25 protein-coding genes are annotated in these 26089 nt (G+C 44.6%); 15 read left to right on the top strand and 10 right to left on the bottom strand.

Features of this window, described 5'->3' with window-relative positions:
• Window positions 1–17: 17 nt before the first annotated feature.
• The 3 genes from MAR181_RS01240 to MAR181_RS01230 all read right to left on the bottom strand — a co-directional run bounded on the left by MAR181_RS01240 (window position 18) and on the right by MAR181_RS01230 (window position 4356).
• Entirely contained in the window at window positions 18–1466 is a 1449-nt protein-coding gene (locus MAR181_RS01240) for an EAL domain-containing protein (RefSeq protein ID WP_245546193.1), read from the bottom strand.
• Window positions 1467–1787: 321 nt separating this feature from the next.
• Window positions 1788–2288 carry a DUF7482 domain-containing protein gene (locus tag MAR181_RS01235; protein ID WP_013794792.1) on the bottom strand — a complete coding sequence of 167 codons (501 nt, stop codon included), beginning with the start codon at window positions 2286–2288 and terminating at the stop codon, window positions 1788–1790.
• 100 nt (window positions 2289–2388) lie between these two features.
• Window positions 2389–4356 (bottom strand): sigma-54-dependent Fis family transcriptional regulator, encoded by a 1968-nt coding sequence (locus MAR181_RS01230; RefSeq protein ID WP_425357352.1) that lies wholly within the window; start codon window positions 4354–4356, stop codon window positions 2389–2391.
• Between the two features lie 371 nt (window positions 4357–4727).
• Here MAR181_RS01230 and MAR181_RS01225 point away from each other — a divergent pair, with 371 nt between their 5' ends.
• From MAR181_RS01225 to MAR181_RS01200, 6 genes are read left to right on the top strand one after another with little or no spacing between them, the layout of a single operon-like run.
• The gene (locus MAR181_RS01225) at window positions 4728–5816 is read left to right on the top strand and encodes an ABC transporter ATP-binding protein (RefSeq protein WP_013794790.1); all 1089 of its coding nucleotides are present in this window, start codon (window positions 4728–4730) and stop codon (window positions 5814–5816) included.
• 2 nt (window positions 5817–5818) lie between these two features.
• Window positions 5819–6949, top strand: a complete 1131-nt coding sequence (locus tag MAR181_RS01220; protein ID WP_013794789.1) for an ABC transporter ATP-binding protein — start codon at window positions 5819–5821, stop codon at window positions 6947–6949.
• Window positions 6939–7808 carry a carbohydrate ABC transporter permease gene (locus MAR181_RS01215; RefSeq protein ID WP_013794788.1) on the top strand — a complete coding sequence of 290 codons (870 nt, stop codon included), beginning with the start codon at window positions 6939–6941 and terminating at the stop codon, window positions 7806–7808. Before MAR181_RS01220 ends, MAR181_RS01215 begins: the two co-directional genes overlap by 11 nt.
• A gap of 8 nt (window positions 7809–7816) precedes the next feature.
• Entirely contained in the window at window positions 7817–8677 is an 861-nt protein-coding gene (locus tag MAR181_RS01210) for a carbohydrate ABC transporter permease (RefSeq protein WP_013794787.1), read from the top strand.
• Window positions 8678–8688: 11 nt separating this feature from the next.
• On the top strand, window positions 8689–8961 hold the full coding sequence (locus MAR181_RS01205) for a DUF2160 domain-containing protein (protein ID WP_013794786.1): 273 nt from the start codon (window positions 8689–8691) through the stop codon (window positions 8959–8961).
• 60 nt (window positions 8962–9021) lie between these two features.
• On the top strand, window positions 9022–10743 hold the full coding sequence (locus MAR181_RS01200; protein WP_013794785.1) for an ABC transporter substrate-binding protein: 1722 nt from the start codon (window positions 9022–9024) through the stop codon (window positions 10741–10743).
• Between the two features lie 53 nt (window positions 10744–10796).
• Here MAR181_RS01200 and MAR181_RS01195 read toward each other — a convergent pair whose 3' ends face one another.
• Window positions 10797–11666, bottom strand: coding sequence for a MurR/RpiR family transcriptional regulator (locus tag MAR181_RS01195; protein ID WP_013794784.1), 870 nt, complete (start codon window positions 11664–11666; stop codon window positions 10797–10799).
• A gap of 270 nt (window positions 11667–11936) precedes the next feature.
• On the opposite strand from MAR181_RS01195, the gene MAR181_RS01190 reads away from it, so the two are divergent.
• From MAR181_RS01190 to MAR181_RS01170, 5 genes are all read left to right on the top strand, one after another.
• Window positions 11937–13001: a polyamine ABC transporter substrate-binding protein gene (locus MAR181_RS01190; RefSeq protein ID WP_013794783.1), complete on the top strand. Its 1065-nt coding sequence runs from the start codon at window positions 11937–11939 to the stop codon at window positions 12999–13001.
• 64 nt (window positions 13002–13065) lie between these two features.
• Window positions 13066–14193 (top strand): ABC transporter ATP-binding protein, encoded by a 1128-nt coding sequence (locus MAR181_RS01185; RefSeq protein ID WP_013794782.1) that lies wholly within the window; start codon window positions 13066–13068, stop codon window positions 14191–14193.
• On the top strand, window positions 14190–15083 hold the full coding sequence (locus MAR181_RS01180; RefSeq protein WP_013794781.1) for an ABC transporter permease: 894 nt from the start codon (window positions 14190–14192) through the stop codon (window positions 15081–15083). The genes MAR181_RS01185 and MAR181_RS01180 overlap by 4 nt, the downstream gene beginning before the upstream one ends.
• 9 nt (window positions 15084–15092) lie before the next feature.
• The gene (locus MAR181_RS01175) at window positions 15093–15929 is read left to right on the top strand and encodes an ABC transporter permease (RefSeq protein ID WP_013794780.1); all 837 of its coding nucleotides are present in this window, start codon (window positions 15093–15095) and stop codon (window positions 15927–15929) included.
• A gap of 18 nt (window positions 15930–15947) precedes the next feature.
• A complete protein-coding gene (locus MAR181_RS01170; protein WP_013794779.1) occupies window positions 15948–17042 on the top strand; it encodes a DmpA family aminopeptidase in 1095 nt (364 codons plus the stop codon).
• A gap of 131 nt (window positions 17043–17173) precedes the next feature.
• Here MAR181_RS01170 and MAR181_RS01165 read toward each other — a convergent pair whose 3' ends face one another.
• The 4 genes from MAR181_RS01165 to MAR181_RS01150 all read right to left on the bottom strand — a co-directional run bounded on the left by MAR181_RS01165 (window position 17174) and on the right by MAR181_RS01150 (window position 19864).
• Window positions 17174–17356 carry a hypothetical protein gene (locus tag MAR181_RS01165; protein ID WP_013794778.1) on the bottom strand — a complete coding sequence of 61 codons (183 nt, stop codon included), beginning with the start codon at window positions 17354–17356 and terminating at the stop codon, window positions 17174–17176.
• Between the two features lie 104 nt (window positions 17357–17460).
• On the bottom strand, window positions 17461–18285 hold the full coding sequence (locus MAR181_RS01160) for an alpha/beta fold hydrolase (protein WP_013794777.1): 825 nt from the start codon (window positions 18283–18285) through the stop codon (window positions 17461–17463).
• Between the two features lie 207 nt (window positions 18286–18492).
• A complete protein-coding gene (locus tag MAR181_RS01155) occupies window positions 18493–19284 on the bottom strand; it encodes a DODA-type extradiol aromatic ring-opening family dioxygenase (protein WP_013794776.1) in 792 nt (263 codons plus the stop codon).
• A 208-nt stretch (window positions 19285–19492) separates the two neighbouring features.
• Window positions 19493–19864, bottom strand: a complete 372-nt coding sequence (locus tag MAR181_RS01150; protein WP_013794775.1) for a VOC family protein — start codon at window positions 19862–19864, stop codon at window positions 19493–19495.
• 307 nt (window positions 19865–20171) lie between these two features.
• Here MAR181_RS01150 and MAR181_RS01145 point away from each other — a divergent pair, with 307 nt between their 5' ends.
• From MAR181_RS01145 to MAR181_RS01135, 3 genes are all read left to right on the top strand, one after another.
• On the top strand, window positions 20172–20531 hold the full coding sequence (locus MAR181_RS01145; RefSeq protein ID WP_049782688.1) for an FAD-dependent oxidoreductase: 360 nt from the start codon (window positions 20172–20174) through the stop codon (window positions 20529–20531).
• 276 nt (window positions 20532–20807) lie between these two features.
• Window positions 20808–21950 (top strand): OmpA family protein, encoded by a 1143-nt coding sequence (locus MAR181_RS01140; protein ID WP_013794774.1) that lies wholly within the window; start codon window positions 20808–20810, stop codon window positions 21948–21950.
• Window positions 21951–22382: 432 nt separating this feature from the next.
• Window positions 22383–22889: a porin family protein gene (locus MAR181_RS01135; protein ID WP_245546191.1), complete on the top strand. Its 507-nt coding sequence runs from the start codon at window positions 22383–22385 to the stop codon at window positions 22887–22889.
• 85 nt (window positions 22890–22974) lie between these two features.
• On the opposite strand, the gene MAR181_RS01130 is transcribed toward MAR181_RS01135, so the two are convergent.
• Together MAR181_RS01130 and MAR181_RS01125 are read right to left on the bottom strand one after the other, a co-directional pair.
• Window positions 22975–24201 carry a TIGR03862 family flavoprotein gene (locus MAR181_RS01130; protein ID WP_013794772.1) on the bottom strand — a complete coding sequence of 409 codons (1227 nt, stop codon included), beginning with the start codon at window positions 24199–24201 and terminating at the stop codon, window positions 22975–22977.
• A 77-nt stretch (window positions 24202–24278) separates the two neighbouring features.
• Complete coding sequence (locus MAR181_RS01125) at window positions 24279–24866, bottom strand: DUF502 domain-containing protein (RefSeq protein ID WP_013794771.1); 588 nt, start codon at window positions 24864–24866, stop codon at window positions 24279–24281.
• A gap of 288 nt (window positions 24867–25154) precedes the next feature.
• Between MAR181_RS01125 and MAR181_RS01120 the strand changes: the two genes are divergently transcribed.
• The gene (locus MAR181_RS01120) at window positions 25155–26069 is read left to right on the top strand and encodes a LysR family transcriptional regulator (protein WP_013794770.1); all 915 of its coding nucleotides are present in this window, start codon (window positions 25155–25157) and stop codon (window positions 26067–26069) included.
• The last annotated feature ends 20 nt before the right edge of the window (window positions 26070–26089 follow it).

Genomic DNA, 26089 nt, shown 5'->3' with positions numbered 1-26089 from the left:
CCACGCGGAATACAATGCTATAAACGGCTTTTTCTCGCTTGTTCAGCCACCAACCACTCTATAATTTGATCAATCGGTAAAGGTCGACAGAAATAATAACCTTGCACTCTTTCAACCCCTAACTCTCTCACCGCTTCCAACTGGTCTTTCCTTTCTACACCTTCAGCAACCACTTCCATATTGAGCTCTTTAGCCAACTTGGTGACCGAGGTTAAAACCTGACGGGTGAACTGATCGTCTTTTAAACTGGCAATAAAAACTTGATCTAATTTTAATGTGTCATATGGGAAACGTCGTAAAAAATCCAAACCAGCATAACCAGTACCAAAATCATCCACCGACAAACGAATATCCAAAGCTTTAATGTGTTCGAAACGGCTCACCATTATAGGTAGTTCAATGGAATTCAGAGCGGTCGTTTCCGTCACCTCTAACCCTAACCGGCCTTTTAATTCAGGCCATTCATCCATAACCTTAGCCAGCGTTGGAGCAAAATCTTCATGAATTAAACTGTGTCGATCCACATTAACCGATATTCGAATGTCTTTAAGTAAGTCCGCATTTTGACGATAGAACGCACCGACTTTCCGAATCACCAACCAAGTTAAGTCATCAATCAATCCTAAACGCTCAGACACCTCAACAATGGATAACGGTGAAACCTGACCATGATAAGGGGAATGCCAGCGAATTAATGCTTCTAATTCATGGGTAGAATTTTCGTTCAATGACACAATGGGCTGGAAATAAACTTCCATGGCATTATTACGAATGGCTCTTTTTATACATTGTGGCAAAGAGCGGCGATAATATAAAAAACTCCAATGAATGGCGCTTAATAAAACAAATAAAAAAACCGCGAACAAAATGATGCAAGGCCACATTGACTGATACATTTGCCAATAATAGCGTTCTGGTAAATACACGGCCAAACTCATAGACCAATCATCAAGCGTTCGAACTTGTTTATCTAATATTAAACCTTCAATGTCAGCCCCATTGGATACAACCATCTGTTTACCCAGAGTTAGCTGATAGGCATAACCCGATGTCAACCATCGATCAACATAGCTCCCCAAACGCTTCGGTGGTGCTAATCCACTCACTCCTATGCCTTTTTCGCCTTTATAAAAAACAAGGAACGCTCTGTCGCCTAAGGTATGTGATTTAACAAGCGCTACGGTTCTGCGAGAAGGACTGGCTTCAATACGCTCAACAATGCTGGAAAAAAGCTTAAAGTTTCTGGGGCCTAAATTGGTACAAAAGACGTGGTAGTCTGAATTGAACAAGCCAAACTCTTTAAAAATGGGAGAATAAAACGTCGCACTGCGCAATCCCCTGATGTCTTCTTTGTTACAAGAAAGGCGGGGGTTATTGCCGATACTTTTGAGTTCAACCAAAATCGCATCCATTTGCGAAGCTAATGAGACTTTGGCTTGATCCGTTCGAGTAGTGATATCTTTCAATAGAAAAAAATATAAACCTAATGCGAAAAGCAATAGGGAACACACTACTGATATCAAGGCGAAGGAAAATAGGACTCGCTTACTAGAAGGAAATAATACGCTCAACTTACGAAGCATAAATCCCTCTTATTACATGTGCCATCCATCTGCAATTCAACCCTTTGTAATAAAGTGTAACAGGTCAAATAATGCCATATAAGTAACAAACTACCAACAAAAGACTGTGTAAAAAAGTTTATAAATGTAAAGTAAACTGTCTGATATACATACAGCTTATGGTGGTCTTCAGAACATATTACAAATAGACAGGCTGCCCATGATTTATTCCGGTAAAAATGGCAACACAGGACAATTTACCACAATATTACTGCGCTCAATACGGACAAATCCGGCCTCTTCTGCTGCCAAAACGGCCTCTTCAGAAGTCAATTCGTAGGCTTCTTGTGGTTTTTGCCAAACCACCCAATACATTAGCCAGAGCGGTGAATAGTGACGATCTCGGCTTAAATAGCCTAATGGGACAGGTGCTGAGGCAAAGACATTTTGTTGTTCTTTATTTGGAAAACCATATACCCGCTCCAGCACCGTTTTGACTTGCGGTGGTTTTGGGTAACGAGGAATCGCATCTCGTAAACGTGGCGCATAATTCGCCTGCATTTCCTTCGCCATTTTACGATCAGAGACATCTGTGGTGATATAAGCTACCTGCTCACCATCATGCCAAGCTTGAAACACCGGCAAACGTGCACTGTTCTCCTGTGTCGACGCACAGCCGACGAGCAACAGGGGTAACAAGATCAATAACACAAAACGGTTTAGCACACTTGGCCTCCACTTGAACAGACAATCAATTTTCGGGCTCTCACAAGGTATCAAGACTCATCGTTTTTGAACAGACAAACCTATCACCTTTAACCCGCCTTTAGTTTGGTGTCTTAAGCTTAGTATATTTGTACACAGTATTTCGGCTGACACCCGCTGCTTTAGCAGTTTGTGAAACATTGCCTTTGTACTCACTCAATAAACGTGGGATCAGCTGCTCAAGCGGTTCAGTCGCAACACTGTCAACACTCACCTCAGTACTCTCAGGAGGCGACATCATTAGGTCATCAAAGAAATCATCGGGTAAATGCCATTCTTCCAGCTCATCTCCATCCGCCATGGCCATGCCAACCTTTAACGTATGAGCCAATTGACGCATATTGCCTGGCCAAGGATGCTTCTCAAGCAAGGCGAGCATGGTATCTGACAAAGGTGGACTGGGCTCTTCTTGACTCAGCCTGGCGTGCAAATAGGCGATCAGTTTCACCTTATCGTGTCGTTTACGCAAAGGGGGGAGCTCAATGTTCAAGCCGGAAATGCGATAGTATAAATCCTGCCGGAAACGACCGTCTTTTACCTCTGTCTTTAATGCTCTGTTAGTGGCAGAGATTAATTTAATGTCCACCGGGTAGACTTCAGTTGAGCCTAACGGCGTCACTACTCTTTCTTGCAGCACTCGCAATAAACGAGACTGCACTGCCATTGGCATTTCCCCAATTTCGTCCAGAAACAAAGTGCCCCTATGCGCTCGGCGGATCAATCCAATCGAGCCTTTATTTTGTGCTCCCGTAAAGGCTCCTTTTTCGTAACCAAAAAGTTCAGACTCAACCAATTCAGCCGGAATGGCCGCACAATTAACGGCCACCAGCATCTCTTGGCGTCGAGAGCTGTGATAATGCAAACTGCGCACAAAAATCTCTTTTCCGGCTCCCGTTTCACCATGAATTAAAATCGGAATATCCTTTTCCATGATTTTATGAGCCTGTTTTATCAAGCGCTCTACATGTGGGTCACCATGTTGTAATTCAGCTAATGGAATGACATTGGGAGGCACATTATGAGGCGCAGAATCGACCTCTTCCTGTTTCGTGTCAGATAAGTCTTCGAAATTGTTTTTCATAGTATTTTTATTGTTTTCAGGCGTTGGAGGAACATACCCAGAACCTTGACGAAAATCTGGCACACGCATAATTTGTTGCACTGGCGGTATGACTTTGACATAAAATTGATAGCGCCCCAAGGCCAGTAATTTTAGCGGCAAACTGGCAGGATGGTGTTTGATTTCTCGCATTTCAATATCAAAAATTTGACGAATATTTAGGAGGGCTAGATCTCTCGCTAACACGACTTCAGCACGACGGTTCGCAGACACAATGGTGCCATTTTCATCCAAAACTAAAATACCCGACCAATGACTGTCCAAACTGGTCACATTGGTATTAAAACTGAGAATAAAATGGGCTTGTTGAAAGGCTGAAAAAATGAGTCGATTTTCCACACTCAAAGACATCAGCTTCACCATGCCAAAGGTATGATCCTGAGGCAAATAGGCGTCCGATGAGATATCCAATACACCGACTAAATCGTTTTGAGTATTATAAATAGGTGAGGCCGAACCCACCATAAAGCGATTCGCTCTTAAGTAATGTTCATCGCGACCAACCTGAATTGCTTGACCCGTAATCAAAGCGGTTCCGATGGCGTTGGTACCCACACCGATTTCACTCCACTGATTACCACCAACAAGACCATGCTCTGACGCGGTTCCAAAGCGCGGCTGTCCCCACGTATTCAAGACATGCCCTTGTCGATCTGCAAGCACTATCATGCAAGCCGAATTACTCAATATATTCTCGTAATAGGGCAATACTTCGTTTTCAGTGGTTTCCAATAGACTGCGATGTTGATCCAGTAAATCGTGCAACTCACCTCTCGGTAAACTGGCAAAATCCGGTCGACTCCCATGCTCCAAACCAAACTGCTCACACCGATACCAAGAGGCTTGGATTTGCTCTTTGTGGGTTTTATCGATGGATCGAACCCCTTCAGCTAAGGCATTTGATTGCATCTTTTCTAGTGGTTGTTCTTCCTCAGGCATTTCCAGCTCCGACGCGTCAGGGGCATTCGCCATGTCCATTCTTTATTATTATTTGGTGTTTACTCAGATGACGCTAAGGTGTTCATCCAGTGTTCACAATTTTTTCCACTCTAAACACTTTGAACACTGCTGAACAGTCTTTTTCACATATGAACATTTTCTTCCAAGTCAAGAATGGAATTATTTCTTCATATTTTTCATGCAGTTAAAAACATTAAGAGGCGTTTTAGTATTTTGGCACACGCTTTGTATTAGTCCTTACAAAGCCTGCGTGTTCACTTTGCAATTCACACTGAACAGCCGTGCTATTTAAAACAATAACAACAAATAAGGTTCTAAACATGTCTCTGACGCTGCAAAATGTCTCGCGCGTTGTTGAGGGAGAAACTTGGATAGACAAGGTCAACATGACGCTTGAGCCAGGCTCCTTCAATGTGTTACTTGGGCGCACCTTGTCTGGTAAAACGACGTTAATGCGACTGATGGCCGGTCTTGACCGACCGAGCACAGGAAGCATTCTCATGAATGGCGTTGATGTGACCGGACTCCCCGTTCGTGAACGCAACATTTCAATGGTCTATCAGCAGTTCATCAATTACCCCAACCTAACGGTCTACGAAAACATCGCTTCACCTTTACGTCTCGCCAAAATGGACGAAACCGAAGTCGACCAAAGAGTCAGAGAAACGGCAACCATGCTGCGCATTGATCCTTTTCTAGATCGATTACCTCTGCAACTGTCTGGAGGCCAGCAACAACGAACGGCCATGGCTCGTGCCTTAGTAAAAGATTCACAAATCATTCTGTTTGATGAACCCCTGGTTAACTTGGATTACAAGCTTCGCGAAGAACTCAGACAAGAACTCAGAGCCTTGTTTAAAGCGCGTAACTGTATTGCCATTTACGCAACCACAGAGCCAAATGAAGCCCTTGCCCTTGGTGGTAACACAGCAGTTCTGCATGAAGGCCAGTTATTGCAAATGGGACCAACAGCGCAGGTTTACCACCAACCGAAAGACATTATTACGGCCGAAATGTTTTCTGAACCGCCCATCAACCTAGTTCCTGGTCGCGTGAGCGATGAAGAAGTCACCTTTGACGATACGGTTCATTTTCGTCTGAACAGTGACTTAAGAGGCTTAACACCCGGTCTATATAAATTCGGCGTGAGGGCCTCACACATTGGTTTAGTACCACATTCAGATGACGACTTAGAACTGCCAGTCAAGGTGGATCTAGCCGAGATCAGTGGTTCAGAAACCTTTCTTCATGTTCACAATTCAAACTTTGATCTGGTATTGCACTTGTCTGGCGTACACGAATACCAAGTGGATCAAGACATTAAGGTCTATTTCCCAACCCATAAACTCTATGCCTTTGATAGTGAAGGTAAAATGGTGCATTCCCCAGCACGTATGAGGGAGCAATAATCATGGCAGAAATTACACTTAATTCACTCGCCCACAGTTATGGCGAAAAATCAGATGGTCAAAAAGAGTATGCCATTCGAGAAATGACACACGTTTGGGGACAGGGTGGGGCCTTTGCTCTACTGGGCCCTTCTGGGTGTGGTAAGTCCACCTTGTTGAATATTATTTCTGGGTTACTGGAACCTTCAGAGGGTGAAGTCTTATTTGATGGTAAACGCGTCAATGAGCTCAAACCAGAAGAACGCAATATCGCGCAGGTATTTCAGTTCCCTGTGGTATACGACACCATGTCAGTGTATGACAATCTGGCCTTTCCATTACGAAACATTGGGGTGCCTGAATACAAAGTACGCTCAAAAGTACATGAAGTGGCAGAGATTCTCGAACTCACAGACCAGCTAAAACGCAAAGCCAAAGGACTGTCTGCTGACCAAAAACAAAAAGTCTCGATGGGCCGCGGTTTAGTACGAGATGATGTCTCCGCCATTTTATTTGATGAACCACTTACGGTCATTGACCCTCAGCTGAAATGGAAGCTGCGCCGTAAGCTCAAACAAATTCATGAACAATTTAACATCACCATGGTGTACGTGACCCATGACCAGTTAGAAGCCTCTACCTTCGCGGACAAAATTGCCGTCATGTACAACGGTCAAATCGTGCAATTTGGTACCCCAAGAGAGCTATTTGAAAACCCTGCTCATACCTTTGTAGGTTACTTTATTGGCAGCCCTGGAATGAACTTTTTCGACGCTGATCTGATTCAACAGGCCGATGGCACTTCGACTATTCTCTTTGGTGATTACCAGATCACCGCCAGCCAAGCCATGCTCTCACAACTTACGGATATGCAAGCCAGCAAGGTCACATTGGGGATTCGGCCTGAATTTGTACACGTTTGGGATGGCAAAAGTGATGATGCTTTCAAAGTAGAAGTCGACTACGTAGAAGACCTCGGCACATACAAGATTTTGTCTTTCTTATTCAACGGACAAATGATGAAAGCTCGACTCAGTGAAGACCAGAAAGTCCCATCAGGGCAAGTTTATGTCAGCTTCCCTGAGCAATGGACCAAAGTCTATGTCAACGACTATCTAGTCGAGCCTAAACAGGAGACACAAGATGCAAACTAAAGTCGAAAATAATAAAGCCTGGTTTCTTGTACTGCCCGTTTTCTTGATTGTGGCTTTCTCCGCCATCATTCCATTAATGACGGTGGTGAATTATTCCGTACAAGATATTTTTGACCCATCTACACGCTACTTTGTTGGCACCGAATGGTTCCAACAAGTCATGCTCGATAGCCGTCTGCATGATGCTCTATTGCGTCAATTTATCTATTCCTTCACGGTCTTAGCCATTGAGATACCACTCGGTATTTGTGTTGCGCTGATGATGCCGACAAAAGGAAAAGGCGCTTCACTTGCACTCATTTTAGTGGCCATTCCTTTGTTGATACCTTGGAACGTGGTTGGCACCATCTGGCAAATTTTCGGCCGTGCTGACATTGGCTTATTTGGCGCCTTCATGAGTTACATCGGCGTTGACTACAACTATGCATCGAACCCGACTGACGCTTGGCTAACCGTTGTTTTGATGGACGTTTGGCACTGGACTCCTCTGGTCGCTTTACTCTGCTACTCAGGTTTAAGAGCCATTCCTGAAGTTTACTATCAAGCTGCTCGCATCGACCGCGCATCACGCTGGGCTGTGTTCCGCTATATCCAACTACCAAAGTTAACCAATGTGCTGATTATCGGTGTGTTATTACGCTTCATGGATTCCTTCATGATTTACACAGAACCATTTGTCTTAACCGGTGGTGGCCCAGGTAGTTCGACAACCTTTTTGAGCCAAGCACTCGTGCAACAAGCCATTGGTCAGTTTGACCTTGGTCCAGCGGCGGCATTCTCATTGGTTTACTTCTTAATCATCTTGTTGGTGTGCTGGGTTTTCTATACCACCATCATGAACATGCAGAAAGATAAATAGGGGCGACTATGACACCTTCTAATACACAAGCACCAGTTCATAGCACTGCCGAACGTAAGGCCCGACATGCCCAATGGCGTGGTCGTTTCGGACTTGTGCTCTACATTGTCCTATTGCTCTTGCCAATCTATTGGCTAATCAATATGTCCTTTAAAACCAATACTGAAATTCTCAGCGGATTATCCTTCTTCCCAGACAATTTCACTCTGGAAAATTACGCCAAAATTTTTGGTGATGCGACCTGGTATATGGGCTACGTCAATTCAATTTTCTATGTGTCGATGAACATGGTCATCAGTTTATTAGTGGCATTGCCAGCCGCTTATGCTTTTAGTCGCTATAAGTTCATCGGTGATAAGCACATGTTCTTTTGGCTACTGTCCAATCGCATGGCACCTCCTGCGGTTTTCTTATTGCCATTCTTTCAACTGTATTCGTCCGTGGGATTATTCGACACGCACATCGCCGTTGCACTCGCCCATTGCTTGTTTAACGTGCCACTCGCCGTGTGGATTCTAGAAGGCTTTATGAGCGGTGTGCCAAGAGAAATTGATGAAACAGCCTACATTGATGGTTACACCTTCCCACGCTTTTTTGTACGCATTTTTATTCCTCTGATCCGTTCAGGCATTGGGGTAACCGCCTTCTTCTGCTTCATGTTCTCTTGGGTCGAACTCTTGCTAGCACGAACCTTAACGTCAGTAGACGCAAAACCGATTGCCGCCATTATGACGCGAACGGTGTCCGCCTCTGGTATGGATTGGGGATTGTTGGCCGCCGCCGGTGTGCTCACCATCATTCCAGGCATGCTCGTCATCTACTTTGTTCGTAACCATGTCGCTAAGGGTTTTGCCCTTGGTCGAGTGTAAGGAGAAATATCATGGCTTGGATGTCTTGGACACTACCAACCGCTTTGTTTTTTATCGGGATTGCGGCCATTTTGGTCAGCATGACCGTCTGGCAAATCCTCTCACCTTGTGTAGAACGCCGTGGTTTTTTGCCACTTGCCACCACCCGAGGTGATCGTTTGTTTATTGGCCTGCTTAGCAGTGCCTTTATCCACCTTGCATTTGTTGCTCTAACAAATGTGAGTATTGCGATAGCAACCGTCTTATGCGCTGTTTGGATGATCATCCTAATGCGTTGGGGCTAACGGTTGCCCTTATGGAAAACTTGGCAGGACGCCAAAAAACTAAAATTGTTGAGGTAAATCATGCGCTACAATAAGAAAAAAATTGCACTAGCCACCTTGCCCTTTGCTGTTATGTTGCATTCAGCTAGCCTATGGGCAGATGCGTATTCAGATGCAGCGGAAAAGTGGGTGAAGGACGAATTTTCAGTTTCCACTTTAACCCAACAGCAGCAACTTGATGAGTTAAGTTGGTTTACTCAAGCCGCGAAAAAGTTTCGCGGTATGGAAATTAATGTCGCATCCGAAACCCTAACCACTCACAAATACGAATCTCAAGTGTTGGCGAAAGCCTTCCAAGAAATTACTGGCATCAAGGTAAACCATGACCTGATTCAAGAAGGGGATGTAGTCGAAAAACTGCAAACTCAAATGCAATCTGGCCGTAACATCTATGATGCTTATGTTAATGACTCAGATCTGATTGGTACGCACTTCCGTTACGGTAAAGTGGTGCCGATTTCTGACATGATGAAGGGTGATGGAAAAGACTATACGTCACCAACATTAGACCTAGACGATTTCATTGGTCTGTCTTTTACCACAGGGCCAGACGGTAAACTTTACCAACTGCCTACCCAGCAATTCGCCAACCTATATTGGTTCCGCGCAGACTGGTTTGCACGTGCCGATTTGAAAGCCAAATTCAAATCCATTTATGGCTATGACTTAGGTGTACCGGTGAACTGGTCAGCTTATGAAGACATTGCTGAATTCTTCACAGATAAAGTGAAAACCATCGATGGCGAGCCTGTTTATGGTCACATGGATTATGGCAAAAAAGACCCATCTCTAGGCTGGCGATTCACCGACGCTTGGTTCTCTATGGCAGGCGCGGGTGACAAGGGTATCCCAAATGGTTTGCCTGTTGATGAATGGGGTATTCGCGTAGAGAACTGTCATCCCGTGGGCTCAAGTGTTTCACGAGGCGGAGCGACCAATGGTCCTGCTGCCGTTTACGCGACCACAAAATACGTTGATTGGCTACGTAAGTACGCACCACCAGAAGCACAAGGCATGACCTTCTCTGAGTCCGGCCCGGTTCCTGCTCAAGGCGGCGTGGCTCAGCAAATTTTCTGGTATACAGCTTTCACTGCAGACATGACTGCAAAAGGCCTACCCGTGGTGAACGAAGATGGTTCTCCGAAATGGCGCATGGCGCCATCTCCGGTTGGGCCATACTGGGAAGAGGGGATGAAAAAAGGTTATCAAGACGTTGGCGCTTGGACCTTCATGAACTCAACACCGGATGATCGTCGTTTAGCCGCTTGGTTGTACGCTCAGTTCACTACGTCTAAAACCGTGTCTTTGCAGAAAACCTTGGTGGGTCTAACGCCAATTCGTGAGTCAGACATCAACTCACCAGAAATGGCCGCTGCCGCACCGAAACTAGGTGGTTTGGTTGAGTTCTATAAAGGGCCTGCTCGTAAAGAATGGTCACCAACGGGAACCAACGTTCCTGACTATCCTAAGCTCGCTCAGCTTTGGTGGCAGTACATTTCACAAGCCGCCAGTGGTGAAGCATCCCCACAAGAAGCCTTAAATGGTCTCGCGGCCGCTCAGGATAAAGTGATGCAACGTCTTGAACGTGCTAAGGTGCAAGATAACTGTGGTCCTAAACTGAATAAGCCTCGTGATGAAGCGTATTGGTTGGCACAGCCAGGTTCGCCTAAAGCGAAACTGTCGAACGAGAAACCACAAGGTGTCACGGTATCTTACGACGAACTGCTTCGTTCTTGGGAATAAACTGACCTTACGCCTAAAACCAAAAGACCGGCTTTCTGCCGGTCTTTTTTCGATTAAAAAAGATCAAGGCGTTTTGCCATCTCTTGCCAACGCTTAATACGAGTATCACTGTTTACATCTCGCCTAGAGACGGCATCCACGAGCATATTCGTTGTTAGAACCAAGCCCCACGTTGATTCTAAGAATAATCCCGACTTAGATTTGGAATACACAATATGGGCATCGTATTCACTTGCCCAATGACAAAATTCATCGCTAATAATCACAATTTGAATGCCTTTTTCCACGGCAACTTCACACAATTTTCGGACTTCTGAGGCATAAGGAACAACATCAAGGATAATTAAAGTATCGTAACCCTTCCGGCTCCTTGAACTGTCTTCAAGCCACTCACCTAACATGCCATCATGAGGTGAAAGATACTGAACCCGATCACGGGCAAGGGAAAGTCGCCGTGTAAAATCTTCCGCCGTGCCTCGAATGGATTGAAATCCTGTGACATAAACCCGCGTTGCAGCGCTAACGCAACTGACCAAACTCTCCCAATTTTCTGTCTCAAACTGCTCATAAAGACGAACCATACTTTTCAGCTCTTGTTTCAAATTGTCTTTATAAAATGAATCTGGAGCGAGCCTCTGACTTTCGTTGGCTTCAATCGGAATAAGCTCTTTCTGTAACTCTTCTTTCAGTGCTGAGATGCCCTGATAACCTGCTCGTTTTAAAAAGCGGCTGACGGTAATTTGGCTAACCGCGGCTTTTTCAGCAATGGAAGCACCGGTTTCATAACTGATATGATCTAGGTTGAGCAGAATAAACTGCGCCACTCGGGCCTCAGATTTGGATACCAAGGGAATTAACTCTTGAATGCGTTGTGACGTTGTCGTCGCAATGTGTTCAGGTTTTGAGGAGAATGTATTTTTCATTCTGTCAGCCTTGCTCTTTTCAATAGATTTTTTGCAGCAACATGGTGCAACCTTGATCAAAAACAAACTAAATAAGTGCAGAAAAAATCCGTTTGTTTCGGGTCAATAATCATAATTTAGATCTAATCCCTTCATATTTATACCATTTCAAAATTGTTAGAAACATAACATATTGTGATATTGAAAGAATGATACCATCACTTAGAATGAAATGACGGTGCTTTTACAGACCAAGACAACTCCTTTAGAAACGATCAAGAAGGCCGCATTATGAAACAATCAATTTCTTTAAAAAGTAGTCGAAAGGTAAAAAAAGCACTCGCTATGACGAGTATCGCCATTACCGCTCTCGGCTTTACACACTCGGCATCCGCTGAGGAAACTCTAAGTCTTTATAATTGGGGAGAATACATTAACCCGGAAGTACTGCAGCGCTTTACTGAGGAAACGGGTATCAAGGTTAAGCTGGATACCTATTCATCAAATGAAGAGATGTTAGCCAAGTTACAAGCTGGAGCAACGGGTTACGACATTGTATTTCCCTCCGTCCATATGCAAGACATCATGGCGAAATTAAACCTGCTAGAAAAGACCAACATCAACCAATATTCAGGCTTTAAACATATCGATAAAAATTTTCTGAATGCTGAATCTGATCCAAATGGCGAATATTGCCTGCCCTACGCTTGGGGCACCGTAGGCATTCTTTATAACAAAAAACTCGTGCCCGAGCTGAACTCATGGGCTGACTTTTTCGCGTTACCAAATGACGGTAAAAACATCGCCATGCTGGATGATATGCGAGAAGTCATTAGCGTCGGTTTAATCACTGATGGAAAAAGTGTCAACACAACAAATCGTGACGATTTAAAAGCGGCTCAAGACTATATTATCAAGCAAAAACACAATGTCTCAGCCTTTACCTACGACAGTATTCCCATGGTGCAATCTGGTGATATTGCCGCTGCACAATGGTATGTCGGCTCGATGCTATACGTCTTCCAAAATCCTGATGATCTTGCTTATGTCATTCCAAAAGAAGGCGCAACCATGTATCAAGAAGATATGTGTGTACTGAAAAGCGCCCCCAATAAAGTGAATGCGAAGAAATTTCTGGAGTTCTTTACTCAACCTGAAATTGCGGCACTCAATACTAAGCAACAAACCAATGGCACCATGAATACCGAGGCCGTCAAACTATTACCTGACTCTTTGCGCAACAACCCAAGCATTAATCCTCCTGCAGAAGTAAAGGCGAAGCTACAACTGTTCAAAGAACTAGGCAAAGGCATCAAGCTATATGATCGAGCCTGGACCAAGATTCGCACATCGTAAAATCAATAATATCCTTGGGGCAGGGCGGGATCGCCCGCCCTTTTCTCTCACTTAGAGGTTTGTTATGTCAGCGTCTATCCCATCGCCTGAATATATAAAAATTCACCATGCACATCGTCAGTTCATGACACCTGAAGGTGGCATTATCAATGCATTAGATAATATCAGCCTGTCCATCGCGCAGAGTGAATTTATTACCTTATTGGGTCCTTCGGGATGTGGAAAAACAACCCTGCTAAAAATCATCGCCGGATTTGAAGAGCTAGACAGTGGCGATATCCTGTTAGATGGGCAATCCATTATCCAACAACCCGCTCATAAACGTCCGGTTAATACTGTATTCCAATCCTATGCCTTGTTTCCACATATGACAGTTGGTGACAATGTTGGTTATGGTTTGGACATTGCAAAAGTCAACAAAGTAGAACGCAATCAACGCGTTGCGGAAGCGCTTACTATGGTGGGACTAAGTGGCATAGAACAGCGTCTTCCGTCACAATTATCAGGAGGTCAACAACAACGTGTTGCTCTCGCTCGCGCCATCATTAATCGCCCAAAACTACTGCTTCTTGATGAACCCCTTTCAGCCTTAGATAAAAATTTACGATTGCAAATGCAACTCGAGCTGAAAAACCTACAAACAGAACTCGGAATTTGTTTTATTTTTGTGACCCATGATCAGGAAGAAGCGCTCACCATGTCTGACCAAATCGTGGTGCTTAACAGTGGCAAAATTGACCAAATTGGCACACCGGATGAAATTTACCACACCCCAAAAACAGAGTTTGTTGCCAGATTCATAGGTGAAAGTAATATTTTATCCGGCATGGTCATTAGCAAATCTGAAAACGGGGTCAACATTGATTGCAACGGCTGCACTATATTCAGTCATGATCAAACACTGAAACTAGGCGAAGAGGTGAAACTCCTGTTGCGACCTGAACATTTATCTTTAACCCCAAATGAACTAGAAGGCCCCCAAGCTCAGCTGACAATGACATTAAACCAAACCGTCTTTGTTGGCTCCGACTATCAATTACATGGCGAATTAAGCAATGGCCTACCATTTTCAGCCTTAACCAGAAAAACGAACACGCCTTTGATAAAAGGTCAGCAACTAACCCTGTATTATCAAGTCGACGCGCTGCACACCATTCCTGCCAAGCAAAAGTCGATTAAGGGGCATATATGAATCCCCTTAACCTGTCTCGTAAACAACTTGCACTAATAACCTTACTGACACCAACCAGCCTATTCCTATTGATTTTTTTCATAGGCCCAATGTTAATCATGCTGACCTATAGCTTCTTAGAACCAGGCTTATATGGGGGCGTTGAATGGCATTTTTATCACTGGAATTATGGTCGAGTACTTGGCTGGGCTGATGGTATTTATGAAGAATTCGACCCGGTTTATTTGAAGATTTTATTACGCTCTATTGGATTGTCGGTGGCCACCGTTCTTTGCACATTATTCATCTGTTACCCCGTTGCCTTCTGGGTTTCAACCTTATCGGCAAAAAACAAAGCTCTATGCATCTTTTTAATGACACTGCCCTTTTTCGCCAGCATGGTGGTTCGCCTTTACGCGTGGGTATTAATCTTACGGAACTCAGGTTTTGCAAATCAATTTTTAGAAGCCACTGGGTTAATAACTGAGCCATTAAATCTTATGTTTTCCGGGACCGCTGTGATCATTGGCATGGTCTATATATTCATTCCTTTTATGTTCTTACCCATCTATTCCAGTGTCGAAAAGCTCGACAAAAATCTACTTCAAGCATCTGAAGACTTAGGCGCAACACCTTTTACCACCTTCCGCAGGGTTGTTTTTCCCTTAACCTTGCCAGGCATTGTTGCAGGCTGCATTTTGGTCTTTATTCCTAGCCTGGGTAACTTTGTCGTGCCTGATCTTCTAGGTGGTGCCAAGGTATTGATGATAGGAAATATGATTGAGCAACAATTCTTATACGCACGGAACTGGCCTTTTGGGGCGACACTTTCGATGGTGATTATCTTCATGATGATGATAATTTTGTCCATTTATCTCTATAAATCTACCAAAAAACAAGCTGGGTTATAGGAGCTAAGCATGAAAAAACAAACGCCCTTAGGCCGCTTATTATCCATTTACAGTGTGTTCTTTTTTCTGTTCCTCTATGCCCCCGTCATACTCATCGTGATCTATTCGTTCAATTCAAATCCGATCAATATTATGATTTGGGATGGCTTCACTTTCGATTGGTACCGCAGCATTTTTGGTCTAGAAACCTCATTGACTGATTCCTCTAGCTACGTAGACTCCACAGATCAGCTTCTTAACGCATTATTGAACAGTTTAATTGTGGCTGCCAGTGCGACGCTCGTAGCCACCTTCCTCGGCACCAGTACCGCGGTTGCCTTAGCCCGCTATCGCTTTAAGCTACACTCGTTTTATCGATTATTATTGTTTGTGCCTATGGTTATGCCCGATATCGTCCTAGGCATTGCACTACTCATTTTCTTCGTTGGTGCGGGTTTCACCCTGGGAAACAGCACCATCATTATTGGTCATTGCACTTTTTTAACCAGCTATGTTTTTATTGTTGTCAGTGCCAGATTAGCGGGTATGAACCCTCTCACAGAAGCCGCTTCTGCTGATCTTGGAGCGAATGAATGGCAAACATTTCGTCGTGTCACTTTGCCCTTGATTCTGCCAGGCGTAATCGGTGGTGCGTTACTCAGTTTTATCATTTCCATGGATGATTTGGTGATCACATATTTCATCAGTGGGGTGGACTCAACCACTTTACCCGTTTTTATTCTTGGCATGATCCGTCGAGGCATTAAACCTGAAATCAACGCGATCGCCACATTAATGCTGCTTTTTTCGGTTGTTATCGCATCCGCAGGCATTTACTTCAAATCCAAAAACACATCCACACACTAAGGAACAGTAAGCCAAATTATGTCCAAATTACGCGCAAGAGCACTAGGGCTACCTTTCCCTGGCATGACAGGCCCAAACAATGCCATCACGGACGTTCCTGGCATTCAGGTGGGTTTTAAGACTCTCATGAATAATGACCCCATTTCACCTGCTAGAACCGGAGTCACCGCCATACTGCCACGGGGCAGAAACACCACACCGCAACCTGTATGGGCTGGAATGTATGCCCTCAACGGCAATGGTGAAATGACCGGCACCCATTGGATACAAGATGGCGGCTATTTTGTTGGGCCTATCATGCTGACCAATTCCCATGCTGTCGGTATTACTCACCACGCCGCAGTCAAATGGACAATAAAACAATACCAACAAGCGTGGCAAAATAATCACCTATGGGCTATGCCAGTTGTCGCAGAAACTTATGATGGCGTACTCAATGATATCAACGCCATGCATGTGTCCGAACAAGATGCCTTGGACGCACTCAACAATGCTAAGTCCGGTGCCATTTCAGAAGGCAATGTTGGCGGTGGAACGGGCATGATTGCCTATGACTTTAAAGGCGGTACAGGGACCTCCTCTCGACTCATTAACATTGCTGGTGAAACTTACACTGTCGCCGCTTTGGTCCAAGCCAATCACGGCATTCGTCCATGGTTTACCGTACTTGGTGCCCCTGTTGGAAAGTTAATGACCCAAGATTGTATTCATCCGTTACATGAACAAGGCTCCATCATTGTCATCCTTGCGACCGATGCTCCGATGTTACCTCACCAATTAAAACGCCTCGCGAAACGGGCCGCTCTTGGTATTGGAAAAAATGGCTCACCAGGTGGTAACAATTCAGGGGATATCTTCCTTGCCTTTAGCACAGCAAACGAACAAGATTTACCTCAGTTGTCTGGCCCACTGACCTCTATGACCTGCCTGAACGATGAATTTTTCGATGCGTTTTATATGGCCGCGGTGGAAGCGATAGAAGAATCTGTCATCAATGCAATGGTCGCAGCAGAGGATACCCCCACGTTCAAACAGCCTAATGACAAGATCTGTAAAGCAGTCGATGTACAATCCTTATCGAACATAGTGAAAACATTCCATTCTCTCCCTTAATGAACAATATTATCCTCATGCTAAACATGAAAAGACCGGCTTTCTGCCGGTCTTTTCATTTCTGATATTATCTAGGCGAATGAATCGCATCTTGTCATTTTTGACTGACCTGTGAACCGCCTGTTATATCATCAATGCAAAAGCTTACTGTCATTCACCACTTCTTTCAGTTGGTCCTGAAGGAGTTCGATGGTTTCCACCATTAAATGCTGCTTATCTTTTGGAATCTTAGCAATATCATCTAAGGATATTTGCTCAAGATCTTCCAGCAATTGGGTTAGGTGTGTTAAATCCTTGTCTGTTTCCTGCTTCATCAAAGTGCTCCTTGCAAACATTGTGTAGAACACCACTAACCATAGTTGAGCTTTCTTCGCTTTGTGTTCATTTAAAAGAAAAGTCTTTGTAAAAATTCGTAAGTTCAGTTAAAAAACCGCAGAAAAAGATCATTTACCTCAGTGGGCACCTCAACTTGTGGGGTATGACCACAATTGTCCAATATCAACAACTTACTGTCTGGGGTGTTCTGATACGCTATTTCTGAATGTTGATAAGGCAAGACCGCATCTTGACGACCGTGCACAAAGTACACAGGGCAAGACGCCTTCTCAAGCCTGCTTAGGCTGAGTCGACATAACGACGTTTTTTGCCCAGACCAATCGACCATTTTTTGCAAGGTTCTAACAAAGGCTCTTTGTGCTCCTTCGCGCATGACATTTCGAGTAATAACCGATTTTATTTCCTCGGCTACTTTGTCAGAATGCAAGAAGATGCTATGCATTTGTTGATCAACAGCAACTTGATTAGGTCGAGCCAATATTCGCCCTACGATGGGTAGCGACATGAGTTTAAAAGGCAATGGGGTTTCTTTACCTAAAGTAGCGGCATTAAGCAGCAATATTTTGGCAACTCTATCCGGCTGCAAACCAGACATATGAATGCTAATCGCCCCGCCCATGGAGTTCCCCGCAAGGTAAACTTGGGAAATGGCCAATTTATCCAACAAGGCCCAAACAATTTCAGCATACTCAACCACATCAAAAGGTTTTTCACTGATCTCAGATAAACCATGATTCGGCAAATCCAGTGCAATCACTCGAAAGGAAGAAGATAACGACGCCAGCTGATACTGCCACAGCTCCAATGACCCACCAATACCATGTAGCAAAACCAATACAGGTAAGTTACCTCCCGTATCTTGATAACGAACACGAATATTTCCAACTTCTAGATTCAGATTTTGCACGGCTATACCTTCTTATTATTGTCATTGCTCCATACGGGGATAGCAAAGCCTATGCCAGCCATTAAAAGGCCTTGTATAGCCTCTTTTAAAAAGTCATAACCTTTTGAAATAAAATAAAAAAAGCCAGCTTGGTGCTGGCTTTTTTTATGAAAAATCTTGTTCCATACTATTTACGATATGATCAAATGCTTCACAAACCTTCAGCATTTAATCAAAACGGAAGCTGGATGCCGTGACCCCACCAAAGACATTTTTGTCATGATAAACTCTTGTCGTTTCAGCATCTTCCGCGGCGCCTAACGCCACCATAAGTGGGATAAGATGATCTTCTCTGGGATGACAAACTCGCGCTTGCGGTGCATTTTCCCATGCCACGATACGCTCATGACGCAGCTCAGGCGAAGAAGACATGAGTGTCGTTTGCAACCAAGCATCAAATTCGGCAGAAGGTTCTTTCGCTTGCGGGCCAAACAAACCTAAGTTGTGATAACTCAAACCACTCCCAATGATTAAGACTCCTTCTTCACGCAAAGGTCTTAAGGCGCGACCCATCGCAAGATGCTCTTCAGGGTCTAAGTTGGATTTCAAGGACAGCTGAATCAATGGCATATCTTCATTTGGGTACATGATCACCATCGGAGTAAATGCACCATGATCAAACCCCTTCTTATCATCTAAATCAACAGGAAAGCCAGCTGCGGAGACTAACTCAGCGACTCGTGCTGCCACCTCAGGTGACCCCGGCGCTTGATACTTCACCTGATAGGTATGTTCTGGAAAGCCGTAGTAATCGTATTCCATTCCGGGTGCCGGACTAGACTGCACAGCCAGTTTTTTGGTCTCCCAGTGCCCGGATATCATTAAAATGGCCTTTGGCTTCTCGGTTAACTGATTTGGCATATCCGCCAACGCCGTTTCCAACGTCGCTAACATAGCGCGTAAATCAGGCATGTATGGCCAAGGGCCTCCACCATGAGAAATATAATAAGTGGGTAACATAAACGACACCTCATAACTTGGTTAGATTGATTCAAACTCCTGCTGAGAGAACCAATGGAATTGCCCTCAGTCTAGGCTCGGGCACCAAGCTGATCAATATGCATTCAGTTAATCCATAATTTCTAAATAAGAAATAGTTAAATAAAAAACCTTATCGATATTTCATTTAAGTACAAAAAAGCCCGCACTTTGGCGAGCGTTTTACCCCTTATTTCTCGTAACAAAACACTCTTAGTCTGTGACCGTCAGGATCAAGTGCTGTAAAGCTTGTACCAAAGTCCATCACATCTATGTCTTGAATCATCTCAACGCCCAACTCAGACCATTTCCGATAATGAATTTGCAGGGTAATTAAATTGCCTACTTCAAGGGCGATTTCCATACTGGCGGATACCACTTTATCGGTCTTAGGCAATACATCATGCCAAGCCCATAAACCAAATTTATTGCCTGATTCACTGACAAATAAGGCAAAATCTTTTTGCTGTTCAACAGGGTCTCGTTCTAAAAGAGGGCGATAGAAATCTACGCTTGCTTGCACATCATCTACGTAAAAAATCGGAAAGTTTGAAAGTTCCATACTGTCTTCCTTATCAAAAATCTCTCATTAAAAGGTCTTCTTTGAAGCCTATACTTGATATTCCATATCCTAAACAGTAGAAGTGTCAGTTTATGTCAGTAGTCGTTAAGCTGGCTCGCCACGGCCGCCTTAAAAGACGATAACCTATTTCATGTCACCTTAGGTAATGGCCATACCATAAGCAGTAGAAAGTTGATTCTGGCAACCGGACTGAAAAATGAGATCCCAGACATTCCCGCCTTGAGAGAGCGATGGGGGGCCGACTACCTACTTCACCCAAGGCGAGTTTGAGCCGGATGGCGAGCAGTTGGCACAGTTAACCAAACGAGGAGTAACGATTGAACGTACTGTGGTTATTGAAGTTCTGGGGCGACCTCCGAAAATTACCAGCCAGAACCTCGCCGACGGTCGCACCATTCAGCTTGGTGGAATCTTTGTCACACCCAAAACTCATATGACCAGCCCATTAGCAGAGCAACTTGGCTGTGAATTTGAAGACGGCCCTTTAGGGTTGGTGGTCAAAACCGATGACATGAAACAAACCAATGTTATGGGATTATTTACCGCGGGGGATATAGTCAACCCAATGCAAAATGCGACCTTTGCGTCTGCCGCAGGTGTCATGGCAGGAGTCGGTGCTCACCATTCATTAATGCAAGAAAGCTAATATTCAAGGTCGTGGAAAGAGTACGAGCACCATTTTCACGACGTTTTAAGTGCAAAAATCCTGTAATAAATTTCACCCTTTCTAGCCTATTACTGACCTAACTTTCTACCTCTACGTGTTGAAAATGCCTGTTAAGTAAACTCTCCGTAATGATAGTGCAACCCCCTGTAATTAAAGGCTTTAACACCATTTCATGGGTACCTTTTCTGGCCCTAAAAAAACGCTATTCTGGATAAAAATACGACACAACCTAGAGACCTATCAGGAGATAACAACATGTCTTTTACCATCGCAAAACGCACGCTTTTAAGCAGTCTCATTGCGGCTGCTTCTTTTTCTACTGTGACCATGGCACAGCCTCAGCCAGGTTTCACCATCACACCCAGTATTGGTTTTTATGATATGGACAATGACAGAGACGAAGAAAACGACACAGCGTATTCTTTAAGTTTGGGCTATCAATTTGATAACCCATGGGCCATCGAGCTTGTCTACCTCAATGCCGATACCAAATCCGCCGCGAATGGTGACAAAATCGATGTCGAGCAATATCGTCTTGATGGTCTTTACCACCTACCCAACGTCTCCCGCTATAACCTAACACCTTATTTAGCGGCGGGGGTTGGCACCACAGACTTGAGTTCACGCTCTGACCAGCATGTTGAGCTTAATGCTGGCGGTGGTCTGAAATACGCGATCAATGATTCTCTCGCCCTACGCGCCGATTTTCGTCTAGTAAACGACGTCGAAGATCATCATGTCGACAAGGTCTCTTCTATTGGCTTACAAATGACCTTTGGCCACAAGGAGAAAACCGCAGTCCGTCAGGATATGGACTTTCAGCCTATTGAGCTTGACCAAAAAGCCGATCAAGCAACAGAAGAAATGGCTGAGACAACACCTGCAAATGAACCAGAAACCATCACAGAAATAGAGCAACCTGTGATCGCTGAAGACAAGCAACCAATGACAAACAAGCTAGAACAAGAAGAACCACTGCCTGAGCCACCGGTGACAGCCGATGGCACAGAACCAAGCTTGTCTGAACAAGCCGCAGTGGTGGCAGCGCAACCGCCCGTCAAACTGAATATTCAATTTGGCAGCAACCAGACTCAAGTCGAGCAGAAGTTCTATCCAGAAATTGAAAAACTGGCGACCTTCCTAATGGAAAATCCAAATACGACTGTGGTAATAGAAGGCCACACGGATGATACCGGTGCCGCCCGCTACAACCAAAAAGTATCTGAAGAACGCGCCAATGCCATTGCAGATGTGTTGGTAGAAATCTTCGGTATTCCCGAGAACCGTGTCAGTGCCATTGGTTACGGTGAAGACAAGCCTTTATTTGACAACGATTCTGCGGCACACCGGAAGGCTAACCGCCGAGTGATTGCGGTTATTTCCAACAACCAAGCGTAATTCAAGCACTCCCAACTAAGCCTCACATTTCGGCCCAGCCCAATCTTTGATTGGGCTTTTTTTGTGCTGTGTCATATTTTGAAATAGCTTGCCCCCTGATCGCTTACACACTTTCCACAATCCCTAAATGACAATATTGCAATGCAAAAGTCTTGTAATAAAAAACAAATTTCCTACACCTTAAAGGCTGACTTTATGACCATTTACCTCAATAAAATCCGAGTTCGGTAAAGCCTTTGTCATGAATGAAGAAGCAGTGGGAAAGCCCCATTTCGTGCACCCTTGGCATGGGCTTTTCATCCACCCAGATGCGCGTAATCTGGATGATGAGCATGAAGACAAAGCAATACTCAATCTTCGTTAATCTTGATCATTAGGAGAATTAACATGGCAATTTCATATACAAAGCGAACTCTTTTCGGCGGAGTCCTAATGGCTTCTACATTAACCACAATGGCGTATGCCGAGTCCAGCAAGCCTGGCTTCACAGTGACCCCAAGCATTGGCTTTTACAACACCGACAATGATCGTGATGGTGGTAATGATCAGGCTTATGCCATTGGTCTTGGCTATCAATTTGAGAGCCCTCTCGCGGTTGAGGCTACTTACCTTCATTCAGACGCTCACAAGCGCGGCCAAGACCAAGATATAAACCAAGTTAGAATGGATGGTTTATACAGTCTACCCGCCTTCACTCAAGTCAATTTAACCCCTTACCTAGCCGCAGGGGTCGGTATGACCGATGTGGATGGCTCTGATTCCAGTACCAATTTATTGATTAATGCGGGTGGGGGAGTGAAATACGCGCTGAATCAAGATATCAGTTTAAGAGCCGATTTTCGCCTCGTAAAAGACATTGAAGACAACTATTTAGACAATGTCACCTCGCTGGGCGTGCAGTACGCTTTCGGCGAGCCAGCCTTGCAACATAGCAACTAAATTAAACCAAGATAGCGCCTAAAAACGCCCAGCTTAACCGAGCGTTTTTAGGCTAATAATGATGTTGCTAAGGCGTCTTAAATGTCTACTTATGTGTGTCTAACCATTGGCAAACACCTTGACCAGCAAGACGCCCCGTTGCAAAACAAGCCGTTAACAAATAGCCACCCGTTGGCGCTTCCCAGTCAAGCATTTCACCCGCACAAAAAACACCTTCCAGCGCCTGCAACATCAGCGTTGAATCCACACTTTTTTGTTGAACTCCACCAGCACTGGAAATCACTTCTGCAATGGGTTTGGTCCGATAAAACGACACTGGCACCTGTTTCACACATTCCGCCAACCCAGCTGGCGAAAGCAAACGCTGTTTTTGAAAAGCCTCGTATAACAATGCGGTTTTCACCCCGCTCAACCCCAATGTCCGCTTAAGGTATTTACTGAATGATTCTTTCGCTTTGGTGTTTTTTAGTTTGCTCTGGAGTTGCTGGACACTCAATTCAGGCATCAAATCAATGGTTAAGGAAGCCTCCCCTGATGCATTAATTTGATCTCGCAAGTATTTTGAAAAGGCATAAATCAAACTGCCTTCCATACCGTCCCGGGTCACAATGCATTCGCCTTTTTTCATCACTCGTTCGCCACTTGCTAGGCGCATATTAAATGCGATGCCTTTCAATGGACTACCAGCAAACTTGGTTTGTAAATGTTCACTCCAGTGACTGTAAAAACCGCAATTGGCACTTTGCAGAGGCGCTAAACCCACACCTTGTTCAGACAATATCGTTTGCCATGCGCCATCCGACCCAAGTTTTGGCCAACTAGCACCTCCCATGGCCAAAACAATCGCATCGGCCTTTGCCACCACCACATCGCCTTGATGATCAAATCTGGCTTGGCCTGCCTCTAAGCTCAGCATCTTATGTCGCATATGAAACACGACATCCGCCTCACGCAAACGTGATAGCCAGTGGCGTAACAACGGAGCGGCTTTCATATCAGTTGGAAACACTCGTCCCGAACTGCCAACAAAAGTATCAACGCCTAGGTCATGAATCCACGCTCGTAATGCCTGTCCATCAAACTGACGAATCGCCGTATCAAGCCAATCGGCTTTATCATAATATCGCTGAATAAAATCATCATACGCTTCTGAATGGGTAATGTTCATACCGCCCACACCCGCCAGCAAAAACTTGCGACAAGCACTTGGTTTGGCATCGTATACATGAACCTGATGACCAGCCGCGGCCATGGTTTCAGCGGCCATTAAACCGGCTGGACCGGCCCCAATCACCATGACATTTTTCTGCATGACTACCCACTCATTTCAAAAGGAAAGGCATGATAATGAAATTCCCTCAGATCACCAAGAGGTCAAACACAATCCGCTTATTCTGACGCCACTTTCTGGCTTTGCACGCCGGCCGTTAACGTCAATCGCATGGCTTCTTCCACACCGATGTCGAGTTCCGTTAATCGATCTCGGGCGATGTATAAGGTGATGCCACCAATTTGGTAACTCAATGGCACATACACTCCGACTAACTCCTGCTCAGGAAACACGTTTTTTCCCGTTTGTTCTCCAGTCACAAAACCAATCACCTGCGCGCCATTCCACTCAAGTGACACAACACTTTTCATGTCCTTTTTATCAGACAGATTAAACACCATCATCATGTCTTTGAAAGCACCATAAATGGACTTCACCAAAGGAATGCGTTCCAACAGGTTATGGCTGAGTTTCACCAGATAGCGGATCCCATATAGATTCACCAACAACCCAATCAATACTAAGGTCACCAGACTCATTACCAAGCCCACACCAGGAAAATAATAGGCATCAGGAACCAATAGTAAAATCACTGGTTTGGCGAGTGACTCACCCGTTGATAACAACCAATAAATCAAATACAAGGTCAATCCGATCGGCAACACAGTCACCAAACCTTTTAACAACAGAGACATCAATTTATTCATATCTATTTCACCCAGTTATCAATAGCGCTGTATAGTGTACATCAAGCAAGAGATTGCCCCGTTAATAGACGGCCATTTTCCAGAAAACAAATCATCAAGGACACCGAAGACTCTGCCTGAACAAAAACTGACTATGACAACCTAGACAGTAGAGTGAATAATGTGGGCTTAATGATGTTAATTTAGCGCAGTTTTTACCAACAGATTCAATACGATACAACAACGATCAACTCGGCTCATTATCGGGGCTTAGCCCGCTAAGCCGAGCCAACTCAAAGGAGCCAAGCCTTGAACTATAAACGTCTCGAAACCTTTGTCTGGGTAGCCACATTAGGAAGTTTTTGCAAAACAGCAGAACGCTTACACACCACTCAACCGGCCATTTCGGCACGGATCGCCGGATTAGAAGAAGAGTTCGGCGTGAAATTGTTCGAGAGGGAAGGTGGCTCTAGTCCAATTATTTTGACGTCAAAAGGCAAAGAGCTTTTACCTTACATAGAAAAAATCCTCTATCAGTCAGAACAATTACGCAAACGCGCAGAAGCAAATGCCGCATATTCTGGGGTACTGCGTTTAGGGGTATCAGAAACCATCGTTAATACTTGGTTACCTGATTTTCTAGCACGCCTAAACCAAAAATCCCCCAATCTAAATGTTGAACTCACCGTCGACATCACGACTATTCTGGCCGCTGGAGTGAAAGATCGCACCCTGGATTTGGGCTTATTAATGGGACCGATTTCCGAACCCAGTATTGTCAATCGAGACTTATGTACCTTTGCATTGTCTTGGGTCTGCAGCCCTAGATTGTCGTTACCGGAACGTTTGCTCTATTTAGAAGAACTCACGCCTTGGCCAATCATCACTTACGCTAAGTCCACCAAACCCTATGCCGAGATAGTCCAAAAATTTCGCGGACTAGAAGGCAACCCTCCGCATTTTTATGCCTCAACCTCCTTAGCGGCGATTCGCAGTCTTGCCATTGATGCGGTGGGCATTGCCACCTTGCCAGACATCATGATTGCCAAAGAACTGGAAGATAACGTCCTACGTAAAATCCACACTATTTGGACACCCCATGATTTGAAATTCACCGCCTCTTATTCGGACGAGCCCTTTAATCCGTTGGCGGAAATGGCAGTGGATCTAGCCGTGGAAGCGGCACAGAAATACGAGAACACCTTACTTGATAAATTAAATTGATCAAATAACCCAAAAAAACA

This window comes from Marinomonas posidonica IVIA-Po-181, assembly GCF_000214215.1.
GTDB classification, from domain to species: Bacteria; Pseudomonadota; Gammaproteobacteria; order Pseudomonadales; family Marinomonadaceae; genus Marinomonas; species Marinomonas posidonica.
The sequence above is the reverse complement of the archived record's forward strand: the minus strand, read 5'-3'. Positions and strand labels throughout refer to the sequence as shown.